The following is a 12,833-nucleotide window of genomic DNA, read 5'->3' on the forward strand; positions in this document are numbered from 1 at the left end:
CTGCTCGCGCCCCGCCCGGGCGGTCGCGCCCCGCTGGTCGAGCCCGGTCGCGGGCGGTCGCGCCCCGCCCCGGCGGACGCCCCGCCCGGTGGTCGAGCCTGTCGAGACCCAACTGCTAGCTCAGAGCGCGCCCTGGAGCTCGTTCCCCGCGGGGATCGGCGCGAGGCGGGTGACCTCGACGGGGCCCTCGAGCAGCCCGACGAGCGCTGCGTTCAGGCGCTTGACCGCGTCGCCCGCGCCGTGGGCGTCGAGCAGCTCGGCGGATTCCCAGGACTCGATCATGATGACCTGGCCGTTCGGGGCCTCGTGGATCGCGTAGATCAGGCAGCCGGGCTCCTCGTGGACCTCGGCGATGGCCGGGGCCAGGGCGGCGACGACCTGGTCGAAGGCGCCAGCTTTGGGGGTGAATACGGCTGTGACAACGATGGACATGATTTCCTGACCTGACTGGTTGGCGAGTACGGGGGCGCAGTTGGTGCGTCCGAGGGCGCGTTCCGCGGAGTGCACCATTCTCGCCCAATTACGGCTCGCTGGTCGCCCCGGGTTCCGGCCCGGGGATCGGGCCCGGGCGGCATCCGGGCGAACGCCGCTCAGGCCAGCGGCCAGACGATCCGCGTCTGCCAGGTGGACGGGTCCGGGCTGCTGTCCGGGTCGGTCAGGTATTCCTCCCACATGTCCTCGCCCAGCTCGAGCTTCTGCTCCGCCACCCAGGCCATCAGCTCCCCGTAGGTGCCGGCCAGGCCGTCGTACGACCCGGTGTGGATGGTCTGGATCGCCGGACCGCCGGGGAGCGTGACGACGACGACATCCGCGGTGCTCGTGACGGGCTCGGCAACGGGGAATCCCACGGTCACGTCGACCGTGTCGGTCGGCATGCCGTGGTACAGCGCGAGCGGGGGGCCGGCGGGGGCGACGCCCTGCTTGCCGACCTCGGCGAACGCGGTCGTGAGCGCCCGGCCGAAGAAGTCGGTCATGGCGGTCATCGGGATCACCTCGTGCACGCCCAGGATGGTGCGCGGCTCGAGTTCGACGCGTTCGGCCTTCATGCCAGCGGCCAGACGATCCGGGTGGTCCAGGTCGACGGGTCGGGATCGGTCTCGGGGCCGGTGAGGTATTCCTCCCACATGTCTTCCGACATCGTCAGGTCCTTCTCCGTCACCCAGGCCATCAGCTCGTCGTAGGTGCCGGTCATACTGTCGTACGACCCGGTGTGCACGGTCTGGATCGCCGGCCCGCCGGGCAGAGTGACAACGCTCGCCTCCGGCGTGCTCGTGACCGGCTGCTCGACCGGGAACCCCGCGGTCACATCCACGACGTCCGTGGGTTTGCCGTGGTACAGGGCAATCGCAGGCCCGGCCGGATACGCGCCCTGCTTGCCCAGTTCCGCCGCCGACGTTGTGAATGCCCGGCCGAAGTAGTCGACCATGGCGGTGATCGGAATGACCTCGTGCACCCCCATCATGGTGCGCGGCTCGAGATCGACTTTCTCGGCTTTCATGCTGGCTCCCTGGCTGCGATAGCGGATGCCTGGCCCCGAGCGAGGCCGACGGTGGCCAATGTAGTCCGGGCCCGAGGCGGTCGAAAGGGGACGAAAGCCAGTCCACGGCCCTGCGCCGCCCTCCGGTGGCGCCGTGTCAGGCCCGGCCCTCAGCCTCGTCCACCGAACTATTTCCTCCCCCCGGGCCGCCAGGTCGGGTCGTTCTGACGACGTTCTGTCCCCGCTGAGCTCGAAATGAACGTAACGTTGACAGGTGGGGCAGGGGCGCCACGCTACGAAAGGTCATTACTTGAACGACGAATGCATTCACGGGCTCGAAGGCAACCTCTGCGATCAGTGCTTCCCGAAGGCGGCCCCCACGGCTTCCGTTTCGGCACCCGTTTCGCGGGCCTCCTCGGCTTCCGGGGTCTCCAAGCGGGCCAGCCGCGCACGCGAAGCATCCGCTCCCACGGCGCTGCGCACCCCGAGGGCCGAGCCGAAGCCCACCCGGGCGACGAAGACTGCTGCCGTGCCGCGGGCATCCGCCAAAACGCCGGCCGACGTCGGCGAGCAGCGGATCTACCACGTCACCCACATCAGCAACCTGGCTGGCGTCCTGAGCAGCGGCGCCCTCCTGGCCGATGCCAGCAAGGCCTGGGAAGGCCGTCCGGCCGTCGACATCTCCTCGGCCGAGACCCGCGAATCCCGCCGGTCCATCCTCGTGTCGGGCCAGGGCAGCCTGAGCGTCGCGAAGTACGTGCCGTTCTTCCTCTCGCCGGACGCCAGCGTCTGGGACAGCATCCGTGCGCGCAGCGACGACCCGCGCCTCGCGCTGGATGCCCACGGCTCGGCCCCCTTCGACTTCGTCATCCTCGTGAGCACGGTCAGGAAGGCGCTCGACGCCCAGGCCGCAGCCGCTGAGTCGGCGCCTGAGTCGGCTGCGGAATCGGCAGCATCGGCTCCCGAGTCGGCAGCCGTCGCCGCCTCGGCCGGCGTGGTTGCCGCCGACGGCGACGCCGCGGGCGTGCTGACCCGGTTCGGCACGACCCGAGCGGATGCCGAGGGTGTGCTGCGCAAGCTGCGCAAGCTGCGCAAGCTGCGCGCCGACCCGGAGTCCCCGGCGATCCTCGAGGCAGAGTTCCTCATCGAGGAGACGTTCCCGTTCGAGCTGGTGACGCTCATCGGCGTGGCCAACGACAAGGTTCGCGACCTGGTCAAGCCCATCCTCGCGGCGTCGTCGCACCGGCCGAAGGTCGCCGTGTACCCGCCGTGGTTCCAGCCCGCGGAAGAGTCCGCGGAGTAGTTCGCGCGGCAGTTCCTCCCACGCGCGGGAGCCTCTCCCACGCGCGGCATCTCCTCCCACGCGCGGCATCTCCTCCCACGCGCGGCATCTTCCAACTGAATTGCGGGCAAACAACCTTCGTCGGGCGCGGGAAGGTACTTTGTCCGCAACTCAGCGCCGCGCGGCGGATGTCGCGGGCTCGTGGGCCCGCGGCGCGCGCTATCGGGCCAGGAGCCCGGTGCGTTCGGGGTGCTGGTCGAACCATGCGCTGACGTACCAGCAGCTCGACACGATTCGATAGTCCGTCGTGGCCTCGATGTCGGTCACGGCGAATTCCACGAGCTCGGCTGCGTAGCCGTGCCCTCGCTGGGGCGGCTGCGTGTAGGTGCGCGTGAGTGCGATGATGTTGCCGTTGATGGCGTAGTCGACGATGCACGCCAGCTGGCCGTCAACGCGCAGGGTGTAGCGACGGTCATCCGGTTCGTGCGCGAATTCGTGGGCCATGGCTTCAGCGTACGTACTCGGCGGGCGTGGCGCACTCAGCGGGCTTCGCGGGCTTCGCGGGCCTGGCGGGCGTGGCGGGCGTGGCGAACGCCGGCGTGGCGAATCCATCAGCACCACATCAGCCTTCGACGACCCTCCCCGATCCGAGTTTGAGTTGCGGACAAAGACCCTTCGTCGGGCGCGGGAAGGTACTTTCTCCGCATCTCAACCGGGTGGGCGCGTGGCCTGTGGACAATTCGCACGCCGGGGGCGCGAAAACGGCATCCTCCATGACATGACAGCACGGGTTCCGCTCCCCGACGATTTCGCCGATCGCCCCTTCCTCATCGCAGCTGCCCGAAGCGCCGGGGTTGGCGCGTCGCGGCTGAGGGGAGCCGACCTGCATCGGCCGTTCTGGGGCATCCGTTCACCTGCCCCGCCCGGCGACGCAGCCGATGCGCCCGCGCCCGCAGCCCACGCCGCCGCATCCTCCGACGGCCTCACCGCTCTCGAGGCGCTCTGCCGGGCGCTCGCCCTGCGGATGCCCCCGCACGCCTTCTTCACGCACGAAACCGCGGCCCGGCTGCTGCGGCTTCCGCTGCCGCGGGCGTTCGAGTCGGCGCCCCCGGTGCACGTCGGGATCGCCGCGCCCGCCCGGGCCATGGACGCGCGGGGCGTGATCGGGCACAGCATGCGCATCCGGCCGGAGGAGATCGTGTTCTGGCGGGGCCTCCGCTTCACCGGCCCCGCGCGCACCTGGCTCGACCTCGCGGCCCGGCTCGCCCTCGTGGACCTCGTCGCGGCGGGCGACCACCTCGTGCAGTGGCGGCAGCCGCTGGCCACGCTGGACGAGCTGGCGGATGCCGTCGCCCGCTACCCGAGTCGCCGCGGCCTCGCCCTCGCGCGCGAGGCCCTCCCGCTCATCCGCACCCGGTCCGAGTCGCGGCGCGAGACGAAGCTGCGCGTGCTGATTGTGCTCGGCGGACTGCCCGAACCCGAATGCAACCTCAACATCTACGACCCGCGGGGGCGCCTCCTGGCCCGGGCAGACCTCGCCTACCCCGAGTTCAGGCTGCTGCTCGAATACCAGGGAGATCACCACCGCACGGATCGGGCGCAATGGCGCCGGGACATCCGCCGGGTCGGAAACCTGGAGAACCACGGCTGGCAGATGCTGCAATTCACCGACGATGACCTGCAGGATCCGTCCGCGCTCATCGCGCGCATCGAGCTGCGACTGCGGGCCCGTGGGTGGATCGGAACGCGGCGCCCACCCCACTGACCCGCCTCGCTGAGTTGCCTGCCCCGCTGAGTTGCCTGCCCCGCTGAGTTGCGGAGAAAGTACCTTCCCGAGCGGCGGGAAGGTACTTTGTCCGCACCTCAACGGTGGGAGCGCAGGCAAGAGCGAGACGGCCCGGGCAACGGATGTCAGACCCTCCCGATACTCTCGACAGAGAGCGACCGGAGGGGGAGCTATGTACCTGCTGAACGGCGGTGTGGTCACCAGCGCGAGCGACCTGACCACGGCATCCAAGTGCGAGTTTGCCTTCCTGCGCTCCCTCGACGCCAAACTGGACCGGATCGCCGCGGTGGAAAAGAAGGCCGACGCCATGCTCGAGCGCACCGGCGTGCTCGGCGACGAACACGAACTCCGCGTGCTCGAGGGCTACCGGGCCAGGTTCGGCGAGGGAGTCGTCGAAATCGAACGGCCCGACACCCGCGCGGACGGCGCCCTGGAGGCAGCGGTGGCGGCCACCGAAGCAGCGTTCCGCGGCGGTGCCGACATCGTCTTCCAGGCGACCTTCTTCCGCGACAACTTCCTCGGCTTCGCCGACTTCATCGTGCGCCAGCCCGACGGACGGTACCTCGTGCAGGACACGAAGCTCGCCCGCAGCGCCCGGGTCACCGCGCTGCTCCAGCTCGCCGCCTACGCGGACCAGCTCGAGTCCCTGGGCTTCGAGACCGCCGACACCGTGCAGCTGCTGCTCGGCGACGGAACCGTGAGCGAGCACCGGTTGGTCGACATCCTGCCCGTGTACCGCAAACGCCGGGCCCGACTGCTGCAGATCATCGCCGAGCGCATGGCGGACACCGCGCCCGTGGCCTGGGGCGACGCGCGCTACGCGGTCTGCGGCCGCTGCGCTGTGTGCGAGGGCGAAGTACAGGGTCACCGCGACGTGCTGCTCGTCGCCGGCATGCGCGTGACGCAGCGCGCGCGGCTTGCGGAGGCCGGGATCCTCACGATCGACGCGCTCGCGGCGTCGGGCGCCACGCCCGGCACAGCAGACACGCCTGCCACAGCAGTCACGACAGGCACAGCAGCCACGCCTGCCACCCCCGCCACCCCCGCCACCCCCGCCACGCCCCACCAGCCCAGCCCGACGAGCGAGATCCCCGGCATCGCCGACAGCACGCTCGCCGCGCTGCGGGCCCAGGCGCGCCTGCAGGTCAGCGCCGTCGAGAACCAGCCGCCGCCGGTCGAGCTCTACAACCCGTCGGCGCTGGCCGTGCTGCCCGAACCCAACCCGGGCGACATCTTCTTCGACTTCGAGGGTGATCCGCTCTACACCGAGGGCGCCGGCGAGAGCTGGGGCCTCGACTACCTCTTCGGACTCGTCGAGCCCGACGAAACATTCCGCGCCTTCTGGGCTCATACCTGGGCCGAGGAACGTGTGGCGCTTCGCGACTTCCTCGACTACCTCGGCGCCCGCCGCGCCGAGTTCCCGGGCATGCACGTCTACCACTACGCCTCCTACGAGCGCACGCACCTGTTGACCATCGCCGCCCGGCACGGCGTCGGCGAAGACGAGGTCGACCAGCTGCTGCAGGGCAATGTGCTTGTCGACCTGTACCCGGTCGTGAAGAAGGCCATGCGCGTGGGGTCGCACTCGTACTCGATCAAGAAGCTCGAGCCGCTGTACATGGGCGACGAAATCCGCGACAAGGAGGGCGTCACGAACGCGGCCGACTCGATCACCGCGTACGTCGCCGCGCGCGACGAGCAGGTCACCGGCGATGCCGCCGAGGGGCAACGGATGCTCGACTCCATTGCCGACTACAACCGTTACGACTGCGTGTCCACGCTCCGCCTGCGCGACTGGCTGCTTGCCCGGGCGGCCGAGCGCGGCATCCCGATCGGGGCGATGCAGCCCGAGAAGGAGGTCGCGGAGCCTGAGCCGTCTCCGCTCCGCGAGTCGCTGCTCGCGCTCGCCGGCGACCCGCTCGACCCGGACCGCGGCCCCGAGCAGACGGCGGCGGCGTTCGCGGCCGCCGCGATCGACTACCACCGCCGGGAACAGAAGAGTTTCTGGTGGGGGCACTTCGCCCGCCTCGCGCAGCCGATCGAGGTCTGGCGCGACACCCGGGACGTTCTCGAGATCCACGACGTGCGCCTGGCACGCGACTGGTACCGGGAGGGTGGCCAGCGCGTCGACCGGCGCGAGCTGTGGCTGCGCGGGCAGTGGGCGCCGGGCAGCAGCGTCAAACGAGGCGAACAGGCCGGGCCGTACCTGCTCTACGACTACCCGGGGCCGTTCCTCGACCCGAAGGCCGAGGCGGGATCCCGCTGCGCCAAGCCGGTCAAGATTCTCGCGGTCGACGACGACGGCAGCGTGCTCGTCGAGGAAACCCTGGGCAAAGATGTCCCGCCCCATTCTCACCGGCCGATGGCGCTCGCCCCGTCCGCTCCGCCCAAGGCGGGCAGCCAGAAGCCCGCAATCGACGAGTGGGCCCAGGCCATCGTCGACGCCCAGCCGGGGTGGCCGAACGACCCGATGGTCGACATCCTGCGCCGTGTCCCGCCGCGCACCCGTTCCGGCGCGCTGGCGCCCGTGGCCCCGTCCGATGAGCACGGCCGGGACCGGATCGACGCGGTCGTCAGGAGCCTGCTCGACCTCGACCGGTCCTACCTCGCCGTGCAGGGACCGCCCGGCACCGGCAAGACCTACCTCGGCGCGCACGTCATCGCCGCCCTCGTGCAGAAGCACCGCTGGAAGGTCGGCGTCGTCGCCCAGTCGCACGCCGTCGTCGAAACCCTGCTCGATGCCATCGTCAAGGCGGGCCTCGACCCGAGCCTGGTCGGCAAGGTCGCCCAGACCGGCAGCTCGCCCGACGCCGCCGCGGATGCCGCCTTCACCGTTCTGGCCAAGGACGGACAGCTTCTCTTCGGCCTCGACAACGCCGTCACGGGGTTCGTCGTCGGCGGCACAGCCTGGGATCTGAGCAATCCCGCGCGGATTCCCCGCCGCAGCCTCGACCTTCTCGTCGTCGACGAGGCCGGCCAGTTCTCTCTGGCCTCGACCATCGCGGCGAGCGTCGGCGCGAGCAACCTGATGCTGCTCGGTGACCCGCAGCAGCTGCCGCAGGTCAGTCAGGGCACGCACCCCGAACCGATCGACCAGTCCGCGCTCGGCTGGGTGAGCGCCGGGCACGACGTGCTGCCGGAGGAGCTGGGCTACTTCCTCGCCGAGAGCCGGCGGATGCACCCCGCGGTGACCGCGCCGGTGTCGCGCCTGTCCTATGAGGGACAGTTGCGGTCGCATCCGGACGCCGCTACGCGCTCGCTGCCGGGCGTGGAGCCGGGCCTGCACGTGGTGCCGGTGCGGCACGTCGGCAACGCGGTCGAATCTCCGGAGGAAGCCGCCGAAGTGGTCGCGCTGGTCCGCCGGCTGCTCGGCACGAGCTGGACCGACCCGACCAAGGACCGCTTCGGCGAGCCCCTCTGCGAGGACGACATGATCGTCGTGACCCCGTACAACGCGCAGCTCGGCACCGTGCGGAACGCCCTCGCGGCGGCCGGCTACTCGCACGTGCGCGTGGGCACCGTGGACAAGTTCCAGGGCAAGGAGGCGGCGATCGCGATCGTCACCCTGGCGGCATCCTCGGTCAACGACGTGCCCCGCGGGATGTCCTTCCTGATCATGAAGAACCGGCTGAACGTCGCGATTTCGCGGGCCAAGTGGGCGGCCTTCCTCGTCTATTCGCCGGCGCTCACCGACTACCTGCCGGTGACCCCGGCCGGCGTCGCGGAGCTCAGCGCGTTCATCACCCTGGTCGAGCCCGCGGCGTAGTCGCTGCAGCCCGCACAGCGCACCCAGCGCACCCAGCCCCGGTTGAGTTGCGGACAAAGTACCTTCCCCGCGCGAACGAAGGTACTTTCTCCGCAAGTCAACCCGGGCCACACACCCTCAGGCCCGATCCAGCGCGCGCAGCACGACCTTCCGCAACTCCTCAACCCAGAGGACGCCGGATGCCAGGGCGACGCAGATCAGCCAGTGCTCGGCATCCAGGGGCGCGGTGCCGAACGCGACCTGCAGGAACGGGAGCTGCACCACGGCCACCTGGAGCAGCACGGTCAGCGCGATTGCGCCCCACAGCCACCGGTTGACGAAGAGGCGGCGGAACGCGCTGCTCGTTTCGGAGCGAGCGTTGAACGCGTTGAAGAGCTGCGCGAAGACGAGGGTGGTGAAGCCGGCCGTGCGGGCCACGTCGAGCGTGTCCTCTCCCGGCAGCAGCCCGCCGGGCAGGAACAGGTCGATCGTCGCGAGCGTCACGACGGCCATCACGATGCCGGTCGACAGGATGCCGAACCACATGCGCCCGTCGACGGCCCGGTCGGTGAGCGCCCGGGGCGGGCGTGCCATCACATCGTCGATCTCCGGGTCGATGCCCATCGCCAGTGCCGGGCCCGAGTCGGTGACGAGGTTGATCCAGAGGATCTGGGTGACCAGAAGTGGCAGCACCACGGCCTCGTTGCTCGCGCCGGACAGGCCGAGCACCCCGGCGAACAGCACGCCGAGGAACACGGTCAGCACCTCGCCCATGTTCGAGGAGAGCAGGTAGCGCAGGAACTTCCGGATGTTGTCGAAGATCACCCGGCCCTGCCGCACCGCCACGACGATGGTGGCGAAGTTGTCGTCGGCGAGGATCATCGTGGCGGCCTCCCTGGTCACCGCCGTGCCGGTGATCCCCATGGCGACGCCGATGTCCGCCGACTTCAGCGCCGGGGCGTCATTCACCCCGTCCCCGGTCATCGCGACGATCTGCCCGTTCGCCTGCAGGGCGTCGACGATGCGCAGCTTGTGCCGTGGCGAAACGCGGGCGAAGACGGATGTCTGGCGCACGGTATCCGCCAGGCCCGGCTCGTCGAGACGGTCGAGTTCGAGCCCCGACACGGCCGTCGATCCCGGCGGTACGATGCCGAGGTCGCTCGCGATGCGCGCGGCCGTGCCCGGGTGGTCGCCCGTGATCATGATCACTCGCACTCCGGCGCGGTGGGCTTCGGCGATCGCGGCGGTGGCCTCGTCGCGCGGCGGGTCGATGATGCCGACGACGCCCGTGTAGATCAGGTCGTGCTCGTGTGACTCGTCGATCGGCGTGCTGCCCGGATCGACGTGGCTGTACGCGACGCCGAGGGTGCGGAACGCCTGCGCGGAGAGCGCCCGCACGTCCTCGTGTGCTCGCCGCCGGCGCTCGTCGTCGAGGGGGACGACCTCCTCGCCCAGCTGGATACGGTTGCAGCGCTCGAGCAGCACATCGGGGGCGCCCTTGCTGAAGATCCGGAGGCTGCCGTCCGCCTTCTCCTCGTGCAGGGTCGACATCATCTTGCGGTCGGAGGTGAACGGCACCTCGTCCAGGCGGTCGAACCGGGCGACTTGGCCGTTCGTGCCGACGAGCTTGCCCGCGGCGACGAGGAACGCGGCCTCGGTGGGATCCCCCTGGATCTCCCACGCGTCGTCGTGCTCGAGCAGCTGGGCGTTCCCGGCCAGCGACCCGATGCCGAGCGTCCGCAGCACCTCGGCGTGCAGGCGCGGGTCCTCGAGTGGCCGACCGTCGGCATCCAGCACCGCGCCCTCGGGCCGGTAGCCCACGCCGGTCACCCGGGCCGCGCCGGACGCGGTCAGCACCCGTTCGATCGTCATCTCGTTCTTCGTCAGGGTTCCGGTCTTGTCGGCGCAGATGACGGATGCCGACCCCAGCGTCTCCACGGACTTGAGGTTCTTGACGACCGCGTTGCGCCTGGCCATCCGCTGCACCCCGATCGAGAGCACGACCGACAGGATGGCCGGCAGGCCCTCGGGCACGGCCGCGACGGCGAGGGAGATGCCAAGCAGGAACACGGTCACGTAGTCGGCGGGGGTGGAGACGCCCTGCACGAGCACGATCGTCAGCATCACGACGAGGGCGATTCCGATGACGATCGCCCCGAGGGTACGGCTGATGCGCTCGATCTCCTTCTGCAGCGGCGTCACATGGGCGGGAGTGGCGTCGAGCATGCTCGCGATGGCGCCGACCTCGGTGTCCATGCCGGTGCCGGTCACGACGGCCCGGCCGACGCCCTCCACGACGGCAGTTCCCTTGAAGACCATGTTCAGCCGGTCGGCCAGCTGCGCCGCGGCGGGCAGGGTGTCGGCTACCTTGCCCACGGCCTCGCTTTCGCCGGTCAGGGAGGCCTCGGCCACCCGCAGCGCGCTCGCGGACAGGAGCCGGGCATCCGCACCCACGTGGTCGCCCTCGCCGAGCGCGAGCACATCGCCGCGCACGAGGTCGGCGCTCAGAACGGTGGCGAGTTCGCCGGCGCGCAGAACGGTAGAGGATGCTGCGGTCATCGTCGACAGGGCGGCGACCGCGTCGCCGGCGCGGGCCTCCTGCACGAACCCGAGCACGGCGTTCAGTACAACGATCGCGGCGATGACGATCGCGTCGATCGGCCAGGCGCCGGACCCGGCGGCCCGCTCGAAGATCCACGCGCCGATGGAGACCAGGACGGCCACGAGCAGCAGGTAGATCAGCGGGTCGTGGAACTGGGCGAGGATCTTGCGCCAGGTCGGCACGGGCGGGACCCCGCGCAGCTCGTTCGGGCCGTCGCGCGCCAGGCGCCGGGCGGCCTCGGCGTCGCTCAGGCCGACGGCGGGGTCGACCTCGAGCCCGCGGGCGATGTCGTCGGCGTCAACGAGGGAGGGGTCGACGAGCGAGGGTTCCGCTGCTTCTGCTCCCATGCTCAGTGAGATTTGTCCGTGGCCATGAGATCAGTCTGTCGCACTCGCGAGTCGGCCGCTGCAGCCGGGGCGAGGGTGACGCCTCTCGCGCGGCGAGAGCCGCTGAGTTGCGGACAAACACCCTTCCTTTCGCGCGGGAAGGTACTTTGTCCGCGACTCAAACCAGGCGTGGTGTGGGCGGGGGCAGGGCAGGGCAGGGCAGGGCGGGCCGGCAGGGTTAGCGCGGGTTCAGTGCAGCGCCCCGCCGGGCGCGCGCGTGTCGACTGCCACATCGAGGCTGGTGCGCACGATGGCCAGCAGCGCGAGGGCCGCCAGCTCCACGGACATGCTCGGCTGGTCGCGGGCGGCAGCCTGCTCGGGGGCATAGGGGATGTGCACGAAGCCGCCGCGGGCATCCGGGCGGTCGGCCTGCAGCGTGTGCATCAGCCGGTAGAAGACGTGGTTGCAGGTGTAGGTGCCCGCGGTTTGGGACACGGATGCCGGAATGCCCGCCTGGGTGAGTGCCTCGACGCAGGCCTTGATCGGCAGCGTGCTGAAGTAGGCGGCGGGCCCGTCCGGCACGATCGGGGCGTCGACGGGCTGGAAGCCGGCGTTGTCGGGGATCCGGGCGTCGTCGACGTTGATGGCGACGCGTTCGACCGAGATCCCGGGCCGCCCGCCGGCCTGGCCGACCGCGATCACGAGGTCGGGCCGGAACCGGTCGAGCGCGTCCGCCAGTGCCCGGTCGCAGGCCTCGAAGTCGACCGGGATCTCGGCGATGTGCACGTCTTCGGGCCCGTCCCAGAGCGCCTGCGCGCGCAGCACCGCCTGCCAGGAGGGGTTGACGGTCTCGCCGTCGAACGGCTCGAACCCGGTCAGCAGAATTGAGGTCACGTATGCCACGCTACCGGCCGGCCGCATAGCCCTGCGCGCCGCGCGGGTTGGCGGCGGCACCGAGCAGGCCCGTGTGCGGGTCGCTGGTGACCGCGGACAGGCGTCCGAGCGACCAGTCGCCGGCCCGGGTGACGCGGTGACCGCGTCGCTCGAGGTCGGCGATGACGTCGTCGCCGAGGCGGTCCTCGACCACGGCGCCGCCGGGGGTCCAGGTGCGCGGCCAGAACGACTCCGGTATGGATGTCGTGTGGAACGCGGGCGCATCGATCGCCTGCTGCGGCGAGTAGCCGCCGACGATCGTGCGCAGCAGATATAGCAGTTGCCACTGGTCCTGCTGGTCTCCGCCGGGGGAGCCAACGGCCGCGACGGGCTTGCCGTCCCGGAGCACGAGGGTGGGGGTCAGGGTCGTGCGCGGGCGCTTGCCCGGGGCCAGCGTCGAGGGTGCCCCGGCTTCGAGCCAGGTCATCTGCAGCCGGGTGCCGAGGCAGAAGCCGAGTTCCGGAATGGTGGGGGAGGACTGCAGCCAGCCGCCGGATGGGGTGGCCGAGACCATGTTGCCCCACCGGTCGACGACGTCGATGTGGCAGGTGTCGCCGCGCGTCTCGCCGGTGGGCGCGACGGTGGGCTCGCCCGCGTCCCGGGGCGCGGCCATCGGTTCGCCCGTGTCGCGGGACGCGGTCGCCTCGCCCGCAGTCGTGGGCGCGGCCGGCTCGCCCGCACG

11 protein-coding genes are annotated in these 12,833 nt (G+C 70.8%); 3 read left to right on the top strand and 8 right to left on the bottom strand.

Features of this window, described 5'->3' with window-relative positions:
• Positions 1-120: 120 nt before the first annotated feature.
• The 4 genes from E3T33_RS01125 to E3T33_RS15100 all read right to left on the bottom strand — a co-directional run bounded on the left by E3T33_RS01125 (position 121) and on the right by E3T33_RS15100 (position 2,026).
• The gene (locus E3T33_RS01125; RefSeq protein ID WP_134574560.1) at positions 121-432 is read right to left on the bottom strand and encodes a putative quinol monooxygenase; all 312 of its coding nucleotides are present in this window, start codon (positions 430-432) and stop codon (positions 121-123) included.
• 158 nt (positions 433-590) lie between these two features.
• Positions 591-1,046, bottom strand: a complete 456-nt coding sequence (locus E3T33_RS01130) for a GyrI-like domain-containing protein (RefSeq protein ID WP_092321155.1) — start codon at positions 1,044-1,046, stop codon at positions 591-593.
• The gene (locus E3T33_RS01135) at positions 1,043-1,498 is read right to left on the bottom strand and encodes a GyrI-like domain-containing protein (protein ID WP_092321156.1); all 456 of its coding nucleotides are present in this window, start codon (positions 1,496-1,498) and stop codon (positions 1,043-1,045) included. The genes E3T33_RS01130 and E3T33_RS01135 overlap by 4 nt, the downstream gene beginning before the upstream one ends.
• Positions 1,499-1,831: 333 nt before the next feature.
• Entirely contained in the window at positions 1,832-2,026 is a 195-nt protein-coding gene (locus tag E3T33_RS15100; protein ID WP_166784354.1) for a hypothetical protein, read from the bottom strand.
• Here E3T33_RS15100 and E3T33_RS01140 point away from each other — a divergent pair.
• Positions 2,007-2,780, top strand: a complete 774-nt coding sequence (locus E3T33_RS01140) for a DarT ssDNA thymidine ADP-ribosyltransferase family protein (RefSeq protein ID WP_241982782.1) — start codon at positions 2,007-2,009, stop codon at positions 2,778-2,780. The two genes, E3T33_RS15100 and E3T33_RS01140, sit on opposite strands and share 20 nt — an antisense overlap.
• 198 nt (positions 2,781-2,978) lie before the next feature.
• On the opposite strand, the gene E3T33_RS01145 is transcribed toward E3T33_RS01140, so the two are convergent.
• On the bottom strand, positions 2,979-3,371 hold the full coding sequence (locus E3T33_RS01145) for a GNAT family N-acetyltransferase (RefSeq protein WP_338419133.1): 393 nt from the start codon (positions 3,369-3,371) through the stop codon (positions 2,979-2,981).
• A gap of 166 nt (positions 3,372-3,537) precedes the next feature.
• On the opposite strand from E3T33_RS01145, the gene E3T33_RS01150 reads away from it, so the two are divergent.
• Complete coding sequence (locus E3T33_RS01150; RefSeq protein ID WP_134574562.1) at positions 3,538-4,524, top strand: hypothetical protein; 987 nt, start codon at positions 3,538-3,540, stop codon at positions 4,522-4,524.
• A gap of 193 nt (positions 4,525-4,717) precedes the next feature.
• The gene (locus E3T33_RS01155) at positions 4,718-8,311 is read left to right on the top strand and encodes a bifunctional RecB family nuclease/DEAD/DEAH box helicase (protein WP_134574563.1); all 3,594 of its coding nucleotides are present in this window, start codon (positions 4,718-4,720) and stop codon (positions 8,309-8,311) included.
• A 117-nt stretch (positions 8,312-8,428) separates the two neighbouring features.
• On the opposite strand, the gene E3T33_RS01160 is transcribed toward E3T33_RS01155, so the two are convergent.
• The 3 genes from E3T33_RS01160 to E3T33_RS01170 all read right to left on the bottom strand — a co-directional run.
• Positions 8,429-11,239: a cation-translocating P-type ATPase gene (locus E3T33_RS01160; protein ID WP_134574564.1), complete on the bottom strand. Its 2,811-nt coding sequence runs from the start codon at positions 11,237-11,239 to the stop codon at positions 8,429-8,431.
• Positions 11,240-11,467: 228 nt separating this feature from the next.
• Positions 11,468-12,112: a pyroglutamyl-peptidase I gene (pcp, locus tag E3T33_RS01165; protein ID WP_092321328.1), complete on the bottom strand. Its 645-nt coding sequence runs from the start codon at positions 12,110-12,112 to the stop codon at positions 11,468-11,470.
• A 10-nt stretch (positions 12,113-12,122) separates the two neighbouring features.
• A partial coding sequence (locus E3T33_RS01170; RefSeq protein ID WP_241982783.1) for a gamma-glutamyltransferase occupies positions 12,123-12,833 on the bottom strand: 711 nt, incomplete at its 5' end.

Source organism: Cryobacterium sp. TMT1-2-1, assembly GCF_004403955.1.
Classification (GTDB): Bacteria; Actinomycetota; Actinomycetes; order Actinomycetales; family Microbacteriaceae; genus Cryobacterium; species Cryobacterium psychrotolerans.

Bases quoted from the DNA above. Each gene is read 5' to 3' on its own strand.
- E3T33_RS01145 (WP_338419133.1), bottom strand. From the start codon at position 3,371: ATGGATTCGCCACGCCGGCGTTCGCCACGCCCGCCACGCCCGCCAGGC.
- E3T33_RS01155 (WP_134574563.1), top strand. From the start codon at position 4,718: ATGTACCTGCTGAACGGCGGTGTGGTCACCAGCGCGAGCGACCTGACC.
- E3T33_RS01160 (WP_134574564.1), bottom strand. From the start codon at position 11,239: ATGGGAGCAGAAGCAGCGGAACCCTCGCTCGTCGACCCCTCCCTCGTT.
- E3T33_RS01150 (WP_134574562.1), top strand. From the start codon at position 3,538: ATGACAGCACGGGTTCCGCTCCCCGACGATTTCGCCGATCGCCCCTTC.
- E3T33_RS01125 (WP_134574560.1), bottom strand. From the start codon at position 432: ATGTCCATCGTTGTCACAGCCGTATTCACCCCCAAAGCTGGCGCCTTC.
- E3T33_RS01135 (WP_092321156.1), bottom strand. From the start codon at position 1,498: ATGAAAGCCGAGAAAGTCGATCTCGAGCCGCGCACCATGATGGGGGTG.
- E3T33_RS01130 (WP_092321155.1), bottom strand. From the start codon at position 1,046: ATGAAGGCCGAACGCGTCGAACTCGAGCCGCGCACCATCCTGGGCGTG.